General features: G+C 58.8%; 13 protein-coding genes. 2 read left to right on the forward strand and 11 right to left on the reverse strand.

Features of this window, described 5'->3' with window-relative positions:
- Positions 1–28: 28 nt before the first annotated feature.
- From hflX to ACLD1X_RS04725, 7 genes are all read right to left on the reverse strand, one after another.
- Positions 29–1,330: a ribosome rescue GTPase HflX gene (gene hflX / locus ACLD1X_RS04695; protein WP_429366331.1), complete on the reverse strand. Its 1,302-nt coding sequence runs from the start codon at positions 1,328–1,330 to the stop codon at positions 29–31.
- 12 nt (positions 1,331–1,342) lie between these two features.
- Entirely contained in the window at positions 1,343–1,603 is a 261-nt protein-coding gene (hfq, locus tag ACLD1X_RS04700; RefSeq protein ID WP_057397732.1) for an RNA chaperone Hfq, read from the reverse strand.
- A 93-nt stretch (positions 1,604–1,696) separates the two neighbouring features.
- Positions 1,697–2,668 carry a tRNA (adenosine(37)-N6)-dimethylallyltransferase MiaA gene (gene miaA / locus ACLD1X_RS04705; RefSeq protein WP_429366332.1) on the reverse strand — a complete coding sequence of 324 codons (972 nt, stop codon included), beginning with the start codon at positions 2,666–2,668 and terminating at the stop codon, positions 1,697–1,699.
- Positions 2,668–4,578 (reverse strand): DNA mismatch repair endonuclease MutL, encoded by a 1,911-nt coding sequence (gene mutL, locus ACLD1X_RS04710; RefSeq protein WP_429366333.1) that lies wholly within the window; start codon positions 4,576–4,578, stop codon positions 2,668–2,670. The genes miaA and mutL overlap by 1 nt, the downstream gene beginning before the upstream one ends.
- On the reverse strand, positions 4,575–6,005 hold the full coding sequence (locus ACLD1X_RS04715) for an N-acetylmuramoyl-L-alanine amidase (RefSeq protein ID WP_429366334.1): 1,431 nt from the start codon (positions 6,003–6,005) through the stop codon (positions 4,575–4,577). Before ACLD1X_RS04715 ends, mutL begins: the two co-directional genes overlap by 4 nt.
- Positions 6,006–6,476, reverse strand: a complete 471-nt coding sequence (gene tsaE, locus ACLD1X_RS04720) for a tRNA (adenosine(37)-N6)-threonylcarbamoyltransferase complex ATPase subunit type 1 TsaE (RefSeq protein ID WP_102669277.1) — start codon at positions 6,474–6,476, stop codon at positions 6,006–6,008.
- Positions 6,464–7,963, reverse strand: a complete 1,500-nt coding sequence (locus tag ACLD1X_RS04725; RefSeq protein WP_429366335.1) for an NAD(P)H-hydrate dehydratase — start codon at positions 7,961–7,963, stop codon at positions 6,464–6,466. Before ACLD1X_RS04725 ends, tsaE begins: the two co-directional genes overlap by 13 nt.
- 63 nt (positions 7,964–8,026) lie before the next feature.
- On the opposite strand from ACLD1X_RS04725, the gene queG reads away from it, so the two are divergent.
- Positions 8,027–9,115: a tRNA epoxyqueuosine(34) reductase QueG gene (gene queG / locus ACLD1X_RS04730; RefSeq protein ID WP_429366336.1), complete on the forward strand. Its 1,089-nt coding sequence runs from the start codon at positions 8,027–8,029 to the stop codon at positions 9,113–9,115.
- Here queG and ACLD1X_RS04735 read toward each other — a convergent pair.
- From ACLD1X_RS04735 to orn, 4 genes are all read right to left on the reverse strand, one after another.
- Positions 9,106–13,815, reverse strand: a complete 4,710-nt coding sequence (locus tag ACLD1X_RS04735) for an RHS repeat-associated core domain-containing protein (RefSeq protein ID WP_429366337.1) — start codon at positions 13,813–13,815, stop codon at positions 9,106–9,108. The genes queG and ACLD1X_RS04735 overlap by 10 nt on opposite strands.
- Positions 13,816–13,839: 24 nt before the next feature.
- Entirely contained in the window at positions 13,840–14,808 is a 969-nt protein-coding gene (locus tag ACLD1X_RS04740; RefSeq protein WP_429366338.1) for a hypothetical protein, read from the reverse strand.
- An 863-nt stretch (positions 14,809–15,671) separates the two neighbouring features.
- Positions 15,672–16,283, reverse strand: coding sequence for a trimeric intracellular cation channel family protein (locus ACLD1X_RS04745; RefSeq protein WP_429366339.1), 612 nt, complete (start codon positions 16,281–16,283; stop codon positions 15,672–15,674).
- A 123-nt stretch (positions 16,284–16,406) separates the two neighbouring features.
- Positions 16,407–16,949 carry an oligoribonuclease gene (gene orn / locus ACLD1X_RS04750; protein WP_429366340.1) on the reverse strand — a complete coding sequence of 181 codons (543 nt, stop codon included), beginning with the start codon at positions 16,947–16,949 and terminating at the stop codon, positions 16,407–16,409.
- A 107-nt stretch (positions 16,950–17,056) separates the two neighbouring features.
- Here orn and rsgA point away from each other — a divergent pair, with 107 nt between their 5' ends.
- Positions 17,057–18,088 (forward strand): small ribosomal subunit biogenesis GTPase RsgA, encoded by a 1,032-nt coding sequence (rsgA, locus tag ACLD1X_RS04755; RefSeq protein ID WP_150673213.1) that lies wholly within the window; start codon positions 17,057–17,059, stop codon positions 18,086–18,088.
- Position 18,089 lies beyond the last annotated feature (1 nt).

Consider the following 18,089-nt stretch of genomic DNA (forward strand, 5'->3'; position numbering starts at 1 on the left):
ACCACGACACAACCGCTTTCTCAGGCTTTTATTGCAAAGTGTGTTGCTCGATGAATTCCATCGGCTGCAATCCTTCGCGGCTTACCAGTCGATTCAACTCGGCCCGGGGCAAACGAACGGCCAGCAAACTGATGCCTTCTTCGTCGTGTTCTTCTTTCTGCACCGCACCGAGTTCGAAGAACTGCGCACGCAGTCGAGCGAATCGTTGCGGCAAGCGCAAGGTACCCACAAACAAATCACTGCCCAGCAACTCGGCAATGGCTTGCTCAAGCAACTCCAAACCAGTGCCATCACGCGCCGACAGCCAGACCCGCTGGGGTTTTCCGTTTTCGTCGCGCTGGATTTGTGGCTCAACGCCTTCAAGCAAATCGAGTTTGTTATAGACCTCGAGGATCGGCAAGTCCTGGGCACCAATCTCACCCAGCACCACCATCACCTGTTCGATCTGCAACATGCGATCCGGCTCGGCCGCATCGATCACGTGCAACAACAGGTCGGAGTTGCTCGACTCTTCGAGGGTAGACCGAAATGCCTCGACCAGCTTGTGCGGCAAGTGACGAATAAAACCCACAGTGTCCGCCAGAACGATCGGCCCCAGATCGTCTATGTCCATACGACGCAGGGTCGGGTCCAGCGTGGCGAACAATTGGTCAGCGGCGTAGACGTCGGATTTCGTCACGTTGTTGAAGAGCGTGGATTTACCGGCGTTGGTGTAACCCACCAAAGACACGGTAGGAATATCCGCACGGGATCGGCCGCGTCGCGACTGTTCGCGCTGGCTGCGCACTTTTTCCAGCCGGCCCTTGATCTGTCGCAGGCGAACCCGCAGCAAACGACGGTCGGTTTCCAGTTGGGTTTCACCCGGGCCACGCATGCCGATACCGCCACCCTGACGTTCAAGGTGAGTCCAGCCACGAACCAGACGGGTGCTCATGTGGTCAAGCTGGGCCAGTTCTACCTGGAGCTTGCCCTCATGGGTACGGGCGCGTTGGGCGAAAATATCGAGAATCAGGCCGGTGCGATCGATCACGCGACACTCGAAAACACGTTCGAGGTTACGTTCCTGACTGGGCGTGAGGATGTGATTGAAAATCACCAGATCGGCCTCTTCGGCCTTGACCAGGTCGCGTAGCTCCTCGACCTTACCGCTGCCAATCAGGAATTTGGCGGTTGGCCGATGACGCGGCACGTTAAAAAACGCAACGGTCTCGGCGCCGGCCGAATTAGCCAACTCCTGAAACTCCTGCGGATCTTCGCGCGCCTCAGGGTCCTGTCCATCCAAGTGAACGAGGATGACTCGCTCACCACCACCGTGGCGCTCAAAGAACAAAGGAGACTCCTATCAGGCGTTACCTGGCTCAGTGTCACCCGCCTCGGATTCGGTTGCGCTAGGCAGACGAATTGGACGAACCGGCACCACTGTCGAGATAGCGTGTTTGTAAACCATCTGGCTGACGGTGTTTTTCAGCAGGATAACGAACTGGTCGAAGGACTCGATCGTGCCTTGCAGCTTGATACCGTTGACCAGGTAGATGGACACCCCAACTTTCTCTTTACGTAAAGTATTCAAGTAAGGGTCTTGTAGCGAATGCCCTTTTGACATGTGCCGCACTCCTTTAAGGATTCAATATAAAAAATAGGTAAACAGATGGCTTTAGCCGCCACACCCCCAAGGATAGACGGCAATTGCAAGGACTCAGCTCAATATGGAGATGGTCCCAAGGTATTTCAAGGCGCGTGGCAGATTGTCGCAATCGAGACTGTCCAGCCAATGCAGGTCAGTCCAGCTGCGCAGCCAGGTGAACTGGCGTTTCGCCAATTGGCGCGTGGCAATGATTCCACGCTCCTGCATCTCGGCTGACGTCAGCTTGCCATCCAGGTAGTCCCAGACCTGGCGGTAGCCTACTGCACGTATAGACGGCAACCCGGCATGCAGGTCACTTCTATTACGCAGGGCTACGACCTCGTCAATGAATCCCTGTTCCAACATTAAAGTGAATCTTTGTTTAATTCGCTCGTGCAGTACCTGGCGATTTGCCGGGGCAATGGCCAAGTTCGCGACAGTATAGGGCAATTGTTGCTGTCCCGAAGCGGCTGCTTCGGTACTTTGCACAGATTGTCGCAAACGCAGGGCGGTCATGCTTTGACCGCTGACACGATAAACTTCCAGCGCTCGACTCAACCGTTGGGGATCGTTCGGATGTATTCGCGCCGCAGACTCCGGATCAATCACCGCCAATTGTTCGTGCAAGGCTTGCCAACCAAGGCGTGCAGCCTCTTCTTCGATTTGCGCACGGACCTCGGGGTCGGCGGCCGGCATATCCGCCAGGCCTTCAACCAAAGCCTTGTAATAGAGCATTGTGCCGCCCACCAGCAACGGAATTTTTCCGCGCGCAGTGATATCGGCCATGGCCTCCAGGGCGTCACGACGGAAATCCGCAGCCGAATAGCTCTCGGCCGGATCGAGAATATCGATCAGGCGATGCGGATATTGCGCCAACAGTTCTTTTGAAGGCTTGGCCGTACCGATGTCCATGCCACGGTAGACCAGCGCCGAATCGACGCTGATCAACTCGCAGGGCAGGACTTTGGTGAGGTCGATGGCCAGGTCGGTCTTGCCGGCGGCGGTCGGGCCCATCAGGAAAATCGCAGGTGGGAGCTGGCTCATCAACGACCGCGCAAGAACAGTTTGTCCAGATCGTCCAGGCCCAGTTGGGTCCAGGTCGGTCGGCCATGGTTGCATTGACCGCTGCGCTCGGTGTTTTCCATGTCACGCAGCAGACCGTTCATTTCCGGCAGGGCCAAACGCCGATTCGCCCGAACCGCACCATGGCAGGCCATGGTTCCGAGCAATTCGTTCAGGTGCGCCTGAATGCGGTCGCTGGTGCCGAACTCCATCAGGTCGGCCAGGACGTCGGCGACCAGCCGGTTGGCTTCGGCCTGCTTGAGCAGTGCCGGAATCTGCCGGATCGCCAGGGTTTCCGGGCCCAGGCGCTGCAATTCAAAGCCCAGGCGCTGGAACCAGGCGACGTGTTCCTCGGCGCAATCGGCTTCACGCTGGCTGACGGCCAGGGACTCCGGCACCAGCAACGGCTGGCCGCTCAGGCCCTCGCTGGCCATCGCCACCTTCAGACGCTCATACATGATCCGCTCGTGGGCGGCATGCATGTCCACCAGCACCAGGCCTTGAGCGTTTTCCGCAAGAATGTAGATGCCCTTGAGCTGTGCCAGCGCATAACCCAGCGGCGGGATGTCGTCTTGTCCGGCCGGGAGCGCGACGGCATTGGCCTCGGGCAGCGGCGCAAAAAACTCGCGGTAGGCGGCCTGCGCCTCGGCGACAGGCACACCGGACTGCGGACGCGGCGTGTATTGATACTGATAACCCGCGCCAGAACCCGAACCCGCCGGCGCATTGAACGACGGCTGGGCCTGAGGCTGCTCCAGCAGCGCATTGGCGGCCAGGCGCATTTCGCCCTGGGGCCCGAACTCACCGGCTTCAAGGCCCGTAGGCCGGACGACGGCCGTGGCAACCGGCGCCGCCAGATGATCATCGGGCCGCACATCGCCCAAGGCGCGGTGCAAGGTGCCATAGAGGAAGTCGTGGACCATGCGTCCTTCACGGAAGCGCACTTCGTGCTTGGTCGGGTGCACGTTGACGTCGACGCCCGTCGGATCGACCTCGAAAAACAGCACAAAGGTCGGGTGCCGACCGTTGAACAGCACATCGCGATAGGCCTGGCGCACGGCATGAGCCACCAGTTTGTCGCGTACGGCACGGCCATTGACGAAGAAATACTGCAAATCGGCCTGGCTGCGGTTGAAGGTCGGCAAGCCGACCCAGCCCCATAGATGCAGGCCGTTGCGTTCGATTTCGATCGGCAGCGCCTGTTCCAGGAAGCCCGGCCCGCAGATCGCCGCCACACGCCGGGCACGGGCCGCATCATCATGGGCCTCGTGCAGGCTGAGGATGGTCTTGCCGTTATGGCGCAGATGGAACGCCACATCGAAGCGCGCCAGGGCCAGACGCCTGATCACTTCCTGCAGGTGATCGAATTCGGTTTTTTCGGTCTTGAGAAACTTGCGCCGTGCCGGCGTATTGAAGAACAGGTCGCGCACTTCGACCGAGGTGCCCACCGGGTGGGCTGCCGGCTGCACGCGGGGCGCCATGTCACGCCCCTCGGTCTCGACCTGCCAGGCCTGGTCGGCGTCGCGGGTGCGGGAAGTCAGGGTCAGGCGCGCCACGGAGCTGATCGAAGCCAGGGCCTCGCCACGGAACCCCAGGCTCATGACCTGTTCGAGGTCTTCCAGGTTGCGGATCTTGCTGGTGGCGTGCCGGGCCAGCGCCAGCGGCAGGTCATCGGCGGAAATGCCGCTGCCATCGTCGCGCACCCGCAGCAGCTTGACGCCGCCCTGCTCCACATCGACATCGATACGCCGGGCGCCGGAGTCGAGGCTGTTTTCCAGCAGCTCCTTGATCACCGAAGCCGGGCGTTCGACCACCTCACCCGCCGCAATCTGGTTCGCCAGTCGCGGGCTGAGCAGCTCGATTCGAGCGCCACCGTTCACGACCTGATTCATTCTTTGGCCGCCAGTTCAGTGCCCGGAATAGTCAGGTGCTGACCGATCTTGAGCTCATCGCTCGACAGGTTGTTGGCGCTGCGCAGGGTCGCGGGCGACACCTGATAGCGCACGGCGATCATCGCCAGGGTCTCGCCCGGGTTGACGCGGTGGTCACGTGGGCCTTGCACAATCTTGCCGGAATCGCGCAGCCAGGCAATGTAGGTGCCCGGTGGCGGGTTCTGCTGGAAGAACTGGCGCACACCGCTGCTGATCGAGCGCGCCAGCGCCTGCTGGTGATTCGATGCGGCAAGCTTCGACGCTTCGTTGGCGTTGGAGATAAACCCGGTTTCCACCAGGATCGACGGAATATCCGGCGACTTCAGCACCATGAACCCGGCCTGTTCGACCCGCTGCTTGTGCAGAGGCGTCACCCGGCCAATGTTGCTCAACACCTTCTGGCCAACGTTCAGGCTGGACGTCAGGGATGCCGTCATCGACAGGTCAAGCAGCACGCCGGCGAGCATGCGGTCCTTGTCATCGAGGCTGACGTTGCCGGCACCACCAATCAGGTCGGAACGGTTTTCGCTGTCGGCCAGCCAGCGGGCCGTCTCCGAAGTGGCACCGCGGTCAGACAGGGCAAATACCGAGGCACCGAAAGCAGCGGCAGAAGGCGCGGCGTCGGCGTGGATCGAAACGAACAGGTCCGCGCCTTTCTTGCGGGCAATTTCGGTACGGCCGCGCAACGGAATGAAGTAGTCGCCGGTACGGGTCAGTTCGGCGCGGAAACCTTTCATGCCGTTGATCTGGCGCTGCAATTCGCGGGCGATCTGCAACACCACGTCTTTCTCGCGCTGACCGCGAGAACCCGATGCACCCGGGTCTTCACCACCGTGTCCGGCGTCGATCACCACAATGATGTCGCGCTTGCCGGCCGGGGCTGGCGGCAGCTTGATCGCCGGCTCGGCAGGCGTGACCGGCACGGCGGGGACCGTGGCGACCGAAGGCGTTGGTGCTGGAGCAGGTGCGGCATCCGCGGCGTTATCGAACAGATCGACCACCAATCGGTTGCCGTACTGGGCGTTCGGCGCCAGGGAGAAGCTTTTCGGTGTCACGGCCTTTTTCAGGTCGATGACCACCCGCAGGTCGGTCGGCGTGCGTTGGGCCGAGCGCATGGCGGTAATCGGGGTGTTCGAGGTATTGACGTTGAGTGGCGCACCGAGGGTCGCGCCATTGATGTCGATGACCAGGCGATCCGGAGCCGTCAGGGTAAAGACGCTGTGTTGCACCGGGCCGGTCAGGTCAAACACCAGTCGTGTGTTGTCCGGTGCCCGCCACAGACGAACACTGTTGACCTTCGAATCGGCCACAGCGTCGACGGTTACCGCCAAAAACAACACCCCTACGGCAGCCACCAACGCGCGAAAGCGCATACCTAACCCCATCATCTATTTGGATTCCAATGCCAAAGCGGCACACCAGGCCTCGCCACGCGAGCCCTGGGATAAAATTTTCAGCGAACGCCCGCTGTCTTGCGGGCTAATGGTAATGGTCAGGTCCGGCTTTGGCAAAAAGCCTGCACCTTTGTCGGGCCACTCGATCAGACACAGGGCATCGTCTTCGAAGTAGTCGCGGATACCGAGGAACTCCAGCTCCTCCGGATCGACCAGACGGTACAAATCGAAATGGAAGGCGCGAATGTCGCCGATTTCGTAGGGTTCTACCAAGGTGAAGGTCGGGCTTTTTACCGCCCCGACATGCCCCAGACCGCGGATGATGCCTCGGGACAATGTGGTTTTACCCATCCCCAGGTTGCCCTCGAGGAAAATCAGGCCATGGCCTTGGGTGATTCGGGCAATGCATGCGCCAAAGTCGCTCATGGCCTGTTCATCGGCCAGGTACAGGGTTACTTCAGACACGGTGCTTGCTCCTCCAACAACTGACGAATGGCTGGAATCAGATCACTGGCCGCCAGCCCACGGCCGAATTTTCCTTGTTGCTCACCGGCATTGGCGTGCAGCCAGACCGCCAGGCAGGCCGCGTCGAATGGCTCCATGCCCTGGGCCAGCAATGCGCCGAGCACGCCGGCCAGTACATCACCCAAACCGGCAGTGGCCATCGCCGGATGCCCCTGGTGACACAGCGCCAGACGTCCGTCGGGATGGGCGATCAGGCTGCCGGCACCTTTGAGCACCACCACTGCCGAGTATTTTTTGCTCAATGCCAGCGCTGCGGCCAGGCGATCAGCCTGCACCTGGGCAGTGCTGATCCCCAGCAAGCGTGCCGCTTCGCCCGGATGCGGAGTGATCACGCAATCCTTGGGCAAACGGGCGAAATCGCCTGCCAGCAGGTTCAACGCGTCGGCATCCCACACTTGTGGCAATGGCGCGTTGGCGGCGGCCGACAACAATGAACGCCCCCAGCCGGCCTGCCCGAGGCCCGGCCCGACTACCAGCACCGAGACTTTCTGCAGCAGCCCCATCAACTGATTGGCCGACGAAGTGCCCAGCACCATGGCTTCCGGCACTCGGCTCAACGCCGCCGGCACATGCTCGGGACGGGTTGCCAGCGAAACCATTCCAGCGCCGCTGCGCAATGCGCTTTCGGTGCCGAGCAGGATCGCTCCGCCAAGGCCGTGATCGCCACCGATCAGCAGCACATGCCCGAAACGCCCCTTGTGCGACGTCGGTGGGCGAGCCGCCGGCCGCGGAAGATTATCCGTGTTGAGACGTCGCGCGCGAACGGGAATATCACTGTATGTTTCAGCCGTGGCTTGCAGATCGTTGAACACCAGCTCGCCGACATGATCCGCTGCGTCCCCCGTGAACAGACCTGCTTTAAGCCCGATGAAAGTCACCGTAAGGTCGGCGCGCACCGCGACACCCAATTCTCGCCCGGTGTCGGCACACAGACCGGAAGGAATATCGACCGCCGTCACCGACAGGCCGCTGGCATTGATCGCTTTGATGGCAGCCGAGTAAGGCTCACGCACATCGCCGCTCAGGCCGGTGCCGAGCAAGGCATCGAGGACAACACCACGCAACTCGCTCTGGTCGCTCCAGCCCTGCACCGCGACACCTTCAGCCAGCGCCTCGGCATGGGCCAGCGCGGCATCGCCCTGCAAGCGCTGCGGATCACCGACCGCCAACACGCGCACCTGCCACCCGGCACGCCGTGCCAGCACGGCCACCAGATAACCGTCGCCAGCGTTGTTTCCATGCCCGGCCAGCACGGTCAATTCATTCGCCGAAGGCCATTGCCGCACCAGCGCACGCCACGTTGCGCGGGCTGCGCGCTGCATCAGTTCGAAGCCCGGCGTGCCCGCGGCAATCAGCCGTGCGTCGAGCGCACGCACCTGTGCGGCACCATACAGCGCGTCGGGTAATTCATCTTTAGTGTGCGGCATGCGTCTTCGGGCTCCGATGTCTGGCAGAATTATACGCACCTCAGCTCCGGTTTCTCTCGCCTCATGCCCGCAATTACCACAGACCTGCCTGCCCTCGCCCAATCCATCAAGGACTGGGGCCGCGAGCTGGGCTTTCAGCAAGTCGGCATCAGCGGCCTCGACCTGGGTGAGCATGAGCAGCATCTGGAGCGCTGGCTCGCCGCCGGCTACCACGGCGAAATGGACTACATGGGCGCCCATGGCAGCAAACGCTCGCACCCCGAAGAACTGGTGCCCGGCACTATGCGCGTGGTATCGCTGCGCATGGACTACCTGGCGGGCGACACCCACATGGCAAAAATGCTCGCCCAGCCAGAAAAAGCCTACGTCTCGCGTTATGCCCTGGGTCGCGATTACCACAAGCTGATCCGAAAACGCGTGCAACAACTGGCGGAAAAGATTCAGGCGGTCATCGGGCCATTCGGCTATCGCGCTTTCGTCGACAGTGCCCCGGTACTGGAAAAAGCCATCGCCGAACAGGCCGGCCTGGGCTGGATCGGCAAAAACACACTGGTGCTGAATCGCAAGGCAGGCAGTTATTTCTTCCTCGCCGAACTGTTCGTTGACTTGCCGCTGCCAGTTGACCCGCCCCACGCCACCGAACACTGCGGACGCTGCAGCGCCTGCCTCGACATCTGCCCTACCAATGCCTTCGTCGGCCCCTATGTGCTGGATGCCCGACGCTGTATTTCCTACCTGACCATCGAACTCAAAGGCGCGATCCCGGAAGACCTGCGACCGCTGATCGGCAATCGGGTGTTCGGTTGCGACGATTGCCAGATCGTCTGCCCGTGGAACCGCTTCGCCCGCCCATCCGGTGAGAGCGACTTCAAGCCGCGGCACAACCTGGACAACGCACAACTGGCCGAGCTGTTCATGTGGGATGAAGAGAAATTCCTCAGCAGCACCGAAGGCTCGCCGCTGCGCCGGACCGGCTACGAAAACTGGTTGCGCAACCTGGCGGTGGGGCTGGGGAATGCGCCTTCAACGATTCCGGTGCTGGAGGCGCTGAAGGCGCGACGGGACTACCCGTCGGAGCTGGTGAGGGAGCATGTGGAGTGGGCGTTGCGCCGGCACTCCGAAAGGGGCGGCACCACTGCCGATCAGGTATGACCACCAACTTGCAGAATCTCTACGAGTTTGCGCTGGTCATCGATTGTAAAAGTTACCCGGTCTGCCCCGCCGAGCCGGATTTGCCATTGCTGCGTACCAGCAAATCGCTTGAACTGTGAGTCGCCCATTCGCTGCGCGGCAATCTTGGGGTGTAGCCCTGCATCCAGCCCGGACTTGAATTTCTCCCACTCTTGCATCTGAGCAGGCCGCAACTCGCTGACATTTCTCGGCTTCGGCCCTTTCACCGTCCACTTTGTTGACGCCTCCGATGCGATACTTGCCCGTCCGTCACGCATGTGCCTGGCAGCCCTGGTAGCCGTTTGCCGATTGTGGGTAAGCCCGGACTTGAACGCGCCGGCCATTTTGTTACCCGCCTTCACCGCAGCCTTGCCCACGCCAGCCAGACCGGCACCGACCGATGCCAGCCCGGTTGCCAGGCTCGCCCAACCCAGAACCTCGCCTGCAACGGAGCCAGGTGCGACTTCATCAACGATGGCCCCGGCGATTCCCAGTACGGCCGAAGTGCCGGCCAGCATCAGGCCGGCAATGGCCAGCGGTGTCGCTGCCCCCATTGTCACGACACTCAGGGCAAACCCGGCAATGGACAGACCGATACCGAGCAGGGCCTGCCAGAAATGTCCGGTTGGGTCCACGCGATTGATGGGATCCCCCCCACAATAGGCGTAAGGATTCAGTCCACCAGCACCAAATGGGCTCATCGAATCCGGGCTGAGAAAACGCATGAGGGTGGGGCTGTAGGCCCGATAACCACTGCCCGGCAGGTATAAGCCCGTGGCCGGATCAAGCTGCTCGCCACAAAAACCCAGTACGCTGAATAACCCGCCTTCAGCTGGACGATAGCCATAGGGGCTATAGACAAACCCCACATGCTGGCCATTGGAAGTCTCACCGAGAACATTCTGCTGACTATCGGTGCTGTACACAGTCATGGATTGCGCGGACGACCGGCGTCCAAGCAGTTGGTCATTTTGGCGCAGACAGGTGGTGCGGACTTCGCCGCTTCGCTCATTGACCACACAGCGGCCGCGGTAATAGTGATGCGTGGATAGCCCCGGCGACCCTGTCCATTCGACAAGCCGGTCCCTCGCATCATATTGGTAGCCCCGTATGAGACTTCCATCTGCATTCGCAACCTTGACCAGCCTTCCCAGTTCGTCGTACCCCAAGGTCCGTGCCTGATCATCAAGGATCACGCGCCCGTCCGCGTCATATTGGAGCACCGCCGGTTTCGGGTAATCAGGGTGCGTATGGTGCACGCCCGTCAACCGGGTCGGATCTACACTGCTGTAGGTGTAAGTCATCCGGTTGCTGCCACCGGGAAATTCGGTTTCCAGGCCAAGAATGTTATCCATTGCATCGAATGCGAACTTCTGGCGGATGATTTCCTTGCCGAAAGGATCCTGGGGGCGCAGCCTTCCCCGACAGTGGTAATCACTCAGCCTTCCGCGACGGTCATATTCGAAGGTTTCCTCGCGCAGCACCTCGCTGGCACTGGATAACGTTTTCTTCGCCAACTTGCCGGCCGGGGTATAGCTCGATGTTAGCGTCTGCGAGGCTTGCCCCTCGATTTCAAATCGTCGCGAACTCTCGCGCCCGATGTCGTCGTAAGTCAGATGAGTCGTTAGCGCCCGCCCGGTGTCGCCCTGAACGCGGGTACTGACCAACTGTCCCAAAAGGTTGTAGACAAAATCGGACTTGAAAGCGCCACATTCGAAAGATTGGGGTCGGCCGAGCTTGTCGTAACGGGTCTTGTGCTCGTTACCGAAGACATCGACATAGACCAACGGCCGACCTGCCATGGAGTAAATGTAACTGGAAGTTTGATCGCCTTGTTCCGAGAACAGCCTCTCAGTCTTCACATGCCCGGAGGGATAATATTCACACTCGCGGGTTTTCCTGCCCTGCTCAAGGCTGGTGGTGGGCAAGCCAAGTTTAGCGTCGAACGCATATTCGTGACTGATCGAACCTGCGCGGCGCTCGATCATTGCGCGGTTCAAATCGGACTCGTACTTGAAATCAGTCCGCTGCCCGCTGGCGCTCAGCTCCCACGCAGGCCACTTGAGCCCATCTGTGTAGCCCCACGTTGTTTGTCGGCCGCCTACTTGCGAACTCGTCAAGCGCCCAAGCCCATCGAACGTCTGTTGCCCTACGCTTACGCCAGCAATGCTCACCTGGACAGGCAGCGCCTCGATACTGTGGCTTGCATATTCGGTCTCAAGTGAATGACCGTCAGGTAGAACGCTACGTAACAGGCGACCGAACACATCGTATTGATACGTTGTGCTGTTACCCACAGGATCCACCTGGTTGACGGTTCTGCCGAGGCCGTCATAAGCATAAGCAGTCTTGCCCAGACTTTGCCCTGCGGTATCAAACGTCTCTGTACTGTCCGGCTTGCCGAATGCGTTGAAGAGCGTGACCGTTTTTCCCAACCCCTGCTGCCAGGATTCCTCACGCCGGGTTATCGGATCGAACGTGCGGCGCTCCTCACGGCCGTCGCTGTAAACCGTCGAGGTGATAGCCCCCCAGCGATCAAACACGAATTGGCTATGCAACTCGCGAGGCTGGCCCTCTAACCAATCGGTCGTGGTCTGGCTCGCCAATTGCCCCTGTGCATTGTGGAGGGCGGAAAAAACCGTGCGCCAGGGTTTGTCGGGGTCATGATCTCCATCCTGCTCATCTATGCGAATCGTACGTCCAAGGCCGTCCAGTATGGTGGTTTGCTGGATGCCGTTTACGTCGGTAGAGACAATGGTTGCCGGTTGGCGGGTAACCGCATCATATAAGTGATACGTCGTGATACGAGACGCTTGCCAAGGGGTATTCGATGCCGAAGTCTCGCGGATCACTCTATCGAGTCGGTCATACTCGAAGACAACGGTCCCCTCGTTCTCGTCATAGCTTGAAAGCTTGTTGCCGGTAAGTGTCGAAATTGTCTGCGAGCTGGTTTGACGGGTGTCATCGAAGCCAACCAGCGTCTTTTTTTGCGTCAGCGTCGTGCCTTCAATGGAGTATTCCATGAGGGTCCGGGTGGCTTTTGTGCCACAGGTCACGGTTTTTTCTTTCAACAGCCCATGGCGCAGTGCGTCTTCAGGGTAATCGCAATACGCAAGATCGGTCTGGACATGCAAGATCCCGGTAGGCGCTTCATGTTCGTAGAGGCATTCACGGGTCGCAACGACATTCGGTACATTGAACCCCTCGAGGCCCGGCAGCAGGGCATACTCGAAGCGAGTGATTGTGATAGCGGCGCCTGAATCCCTGCCCGGCGTGACGACGCGCTGTTTCTCGAATCGCACGAACCCCAGCGGATCGGCCGGACAACCCTGCGCCCCAGAGGCAGGGTAGTACTCACTTTCGATGACAATGCCATCAGGGGTCTCGCTCCGGAGCAGGTTACCCGTCCCATCGTATTCAGTGTGCGTGACCTCTTCACGAAATTCCTGGGTGGAAAGCACCTCATAACGCACCGTCTGTGTTCGCGGCATGCGAAATTGCGCAGGTTGGTCACGAAAGCTCTTGCGTGGATCCAGATGGTATTGAGTCGAGCGATCAACAAGCGCGCCTTGGCAAAGCGTTTGCTCGCGAACCAGCAGGTGGTACTTGTTGTAATTCCTGGTCGTGGTTGTATGCACCTGCTCGCCGGACATCAATGTTTCCGTCGAGCTGTATTCGTAGCCGGCATCACTGCGATAAAGGACATCGCCATCCTGCGACCAGCGCGTATTTGGGTCGTCATGGCCAAGAAAATTCTTGCTGCTAAACGCGTAGTTGCGGGTGATGGGCGCCTGTCCCTGACGAGGAAACAGGGTATGGGATGTTACATAAGGGACATATTCGAGAGGCGCGCCATTCGCCAACCGATGACCATTCTGCCGATAGTTGATGATCTCGAACGCGCCCTGAGGTGACTCCACCCGTACCAGGCATCTGAAACCGCCAATCGTTTCGTATTTCAAATCCCATTTTCCGCCCTCTGGCAACACTACGCTTTGCACCACATTATTGGTCAGGTGCAGCACGAACCGTGCTTCGCTGGCCGTCCCGGGAAATTTGGTCAGTGTCACGGCCCCTGCCGTGCGGGTAATGCTCAAGAGCGTGCGCTGTCCATCCTTGATCGTTTTCAACACGGGCCGCTGGTTGATTGCGGCGTATTCAAACGTGACGGCCACACCGTTGGCCGCGATCAGCCGCATCGGTACAGCGAGGTCACTGCCTGGGAAAATCTCCAGTTCTTCGCGTAGCCCCGACTTGTGGATAACATCGTATCGCGTTGGTGCCAAATCCCGCCGCAGGACCTTGACCGTTTCAAGCTTCAGCTCATCGAATACCAGATGTGTGCCTCGCTCCTGCGCCTTGAATGACTCGCCGCCCGAAAGAGTCAGCGTTTTATCGACAACTTCATAACAGGTCCTGGCCATTGACCAACCAGCCCCAAACCCATTGTCGGCGTCACTCAGCGGGTTGAAAAAGAAATTCACCGCAATCGTGGGGCCATTAAGCCCCGCCGACTCGATATCTCCGAGACTCAGCGAACAGGTATACAAACCTGTCCTTGGATCAACTCCCCCTTTTAAAAAATCGGTAAAATTTAAAGCATTCGAATATATTGGATTACCTGCCATTTTGATTCTACCTGATAGGTTCATTTGAACGCGACCTGCAATGAAGTCGCGCACTTGCAAATTAATCCACAAGCAACGTCAACCGTTGCGCAGAACTATATCGTTCTTGTCCCCCACCATCTGCAGTGACAATGGATGAACGCAGCCGTATTCATCCACCACATCAAAAAAGAAGACACCCCGCTTTAGCTGTTCAGGTGGCAAATGACCCCATGAGTCGCCATACAGCATCATTAACTCGCCATCGCGTTCATTGACAGCAATGGTGATATTCCCCCAACCAGCACCTAGAGTAACCGTGCGATGATGTGTCGGAACCATGTCTGCAAACAGCCATTGGTTTTCGGTTTGATTCTCCCTGAAAATATCAAGCGGATAATTAACGACAATGGCGCTACCTCGGGGCATCCATTTGATGAGGCGGACTCGCCTTCCGCCCAATATCAACCCGAAATAACGTCGAGCCAGTGCACCATGCTCCACGACTTTCTCATCGTGCTGGGAGAACAGTTCGGCGGTATAACGCGGACTCGGAACCGCCCGGACAGTAACGCTGCTATCAAAAATACTGCCGTTTGCTCCCACGACGTTGTTACTGCGGTAAACCTTGCCTTGTACCATTATCTCTGCGGCTATCTGCATTGTTCCAATGACCGACGAGGATACCCAGAACTCTATCTTCTGTTTGGGGGCGCTCCGCGCCAGCCGATACGGCATTGAGCCCGTAGCCAGCTCATGCTGATAGGGGTTCTCACCTATCGATACCGCCCAGCCCGAAAGAGGGATACCGTGATAAACATCCGAACGCAAAGGCTTGCCTTCGTCGTACTCAATCAACCTGGCATTTAGAAGATCCGGAAAATAATCCAACGGTACGACATCGCCATTGATATCGATGGCTTGCACAACGACCAGGACTTTCACCTGCATACGACCGTTGGCATATATTTCTTTCGAGCTCATGCCAGGCGCCTCGAACCTGACCTCTAACCATGTGAGCCTTTCAATTTTATTGACCGCACTCAACTGACCACCTGAATTATTCATTGCACTGCCTCTTTATTGACTATTGAACTCATGCAAAGTTGCGCTACACGTTATCGAATGGCACAACCCAAACAAAGCAATAACAACAAACAGCATCTTTAACAACAATAACCAAACCCTGAAAAAACCCCACACCAAACAATCCAGCCCTTATGAATAGGCATCTTTTTTAAAAAGATTTTCTCACCTCAAAAAAAACAACAAGCGCATATTACAGACACCCAACCCCAGAACTCATAAAAACTCCACACCCCACTTCACTCAAAGCAACCCAACTGCCGGTTTCAACTTTAAATTCAATAGCCCACACTCACTCAATAATGTATCTCGAGTTATCTATCGAGGCGCAGCCTCTCGTCATATTCGGAAATACGCTGGACACCTTGCGCACCCAGTTGATTGTCACAGAAGTTGTAAAACATCTTGCGAGTATCTGGCGCATCGAACAATTCACCAGGCAACCCAACTATAAAATGTTCGAGAAGTCCGCCACACTCAAATCCTCGAGATCAAATACGCCATCAGGTACCGACGTCAGATGTGTTTCGCTCAAGTCCAGCGTGAGCCGGGGTCTTCATCCGCCACAGGCACGGCTTTGATGCGAGCGTCATTGAGAATTTTGTTGAGGGTTACCTGATACAACCATCGCCACGGCTCGCCCAGAACCCTATGCACGCCAAAGTACCGGTTGGGCTTGACGACGAGCGCGCGACACCATGCTGGTCGTGGATGATGTGGATGCCATTGAACGACATTCAGATGTTTCAAACAGATAAATAGCCTATAAGCCTGAGTTAAACACCAGCTTACAAAGACGCTAATTAATTACCGAACATTATCTCGCAATCAGTATCACGCGACACTTACTGTTCGTCATTGTAAATAAACTTTGGCATCTCCCAGTGGAAGCGGATCGCCAGTAACCTCAACAGAAAGCCGCCAAACAGTGTGATCAATATCGCCTGCTCTCCCGGCAAATTCAGATAAAGGCAAAGCATGTAACACCACGCCGCCGCAAACGAGACGCTGGCATAGAGTTCACGCCGGAAGATCAGCGGAATATCGTTGCAGAAGATGTCCCGCAGGATGCCGCCGAAGACGCCGGTGATCACGCCGCTGACCGAAGCCACCAGCATGCCGTGGCCCATTTCCAGCGCGGTCATGCAGCCGATCAGGGTGAACGCCACCAGACCGACGGCGTCGAGCACCAGAAACAGCGAACGCAGGTGACGCATCCAGCGCGCCGTGAACACGGTGATCATCGCGGCAGCCGTGGTCAGCACCAGGTATTCCGGGTGCTTGACCCACGTCAGCGGGTAATGCCCGAGCAGCACATCGCGCACCGACCCGCCACCCAGCGCCGTGACACAAGCGATCAGCACCACACCGAACCAGTCCATGCCACGACGCCCGGCAGACAGGGCACCGGTCATGGCTTCGGCGGTGATGGCGATCAGGTAGAGCATCAGCAGCATAGTGGCGGTCCTTGCAGAAAGGCGCGCAGTCTACTGGCTTCGCTGGAGCACCAAAAGAGGGCAGACATAACCTGTGGCGATAGGGTTTGTCGGATCGCCATGCAAGCCCGCGCTACCGCTCGCTCAGGCTTTGATGAAGTGCTTGCGGTAGTGCTGCAACTCGGCGATGGATTCGCGAATGTCGTCCAGCGCCAGGTGGGTGCTGCCCTTCTTGAAGCTGTCACGCACGTCCGGCGCCCAGCGCGCGGCCAGCTCCTTGAGCGTGGACACGTCGAGGTTGCGGTAGTGGAAATAGCTTTCCAGGGATTTCATGTGCGTATAAAGGAAGCGACGATCCTGGCAGATGCTGTTGCCGCAGATCGGCGATTTGCCCTTCGGCACCCACTTTTCCAGGAATGCGATGGTTTCGGCCTCGGCTTCGGCCATGCTGATGCGGCTGTCGCGAACGCGCTGGGTCAGCCCGGAACCGCCGTGCTGACGGGTGTTCCACTCGTCCATGCCAGCGAGAACTTCGTCGCTGTGGTGAATGGCGATCACCGGGCCTTCGGCCAGGGTGTTCAGGTCGCTGTCGGTGACAATGGTGGCCATTTCGATAATGACGTCGGTATCAGGGTTCAGACCGGTCATTTCCAGGTCGATCCAGATAAGGTTCTGTGGATTTTGCATGTGTCGGCTCCTAGGCAATGCTGCGCAGTTTAGCCTAGGCCGGTAGCCGGGCGTGCTAAACTCGCGGCCGTTTTACCTAATCGCTGCATTCTTTATACGGAACACCCATGGCCAAACGCCAACTCAATCGCCGCCAAAACTGGCGCATCGAAAAGATTCAGGGCGAACGCGCTGCCCGCGCCGCCAAACGCGAGTCCTCGGCTGTCGAGGCACTTGAGGGTGGCGATCTGGGCCCGGAACAGCACGGCCTGGTGATCGCGCACTTCGGTGTGCAGGTCGAGGTCGAAGCCCGCGACGGCGAACTGGCCGGCCAGGTGTTCCGTTGCCACCTGCGCGCCAACCTGCCGGCGCTGGTGACCGGCGACCAGGTGGTGTGGCGTGCCGGCAACCAGGGCATCGGCGTGATCGTGGCGCAACTGCCGCGCAACACCGAGCTGTGTCGCCCGGACAGCCGAGGCCAGCTCAAGCCGGTGGCGGCCAACGTCGACATGATCGTCATCGTGTTCGCACCGCTGCCCGAACCCCACGCCAACCTGATCGACCGCTATCTGGTGGCAGCCGAGCATGCGGGCATCAAGCCGCTGTTGCTGCTGAACAAGTTCGACCTGATCGACGAAAACAACGCCCCGGCGCTCAATGCCCTGCTTGCGGTGTACCGCACCCTCGGCTATCCGGTGCTGGAAGTGTCGGCACACCATGGCAACGGCATGGAGCAACTTCAAAAACAATTGGACGGGCGCATCAGCGTGTTCGTCGGCCAGTCCGGTGTCGGCAAGTCGTCCTTGGTCAACAGCTTGCTGCCGGATGTCGAAACCCGCGTCGGCCCGCTGTCCGAGCTGTCCGGCCAGGGCACTCACACCACCACCACCGCGCGGTTGTTCCACTTCCCCGGCGGCGGTGAATTGATCGACTCCCCGGGTATCCGCGAATTCGGTCTGGGCCACGTCAGCCGTGCCGACGTCGAAGCCGGCTTCATTGAGTTCAACGACCTGCTCGGCACCTGCCGCTTCCGTGACTGCAAGCATGACCGCGAACCCGGTTGCGCCCTGCTCAAGGCCCTTGAAGACGGCCGCGTGCAGCAGCAACGGATGAACAGCTACCGCTCGATCATCGCCAGCCTGCCGGAAAACGGCTACTAAA

The organism is Pseudomonas sp. 18173 (assembly GCF_050432945.1).
Classification (GTDB): domain Bacteria; phylum Pseudomonadota; class Gammaproteobacteria; order Pseudomonadales; family Pseudomonadaceae; genus Aquipseudomonas.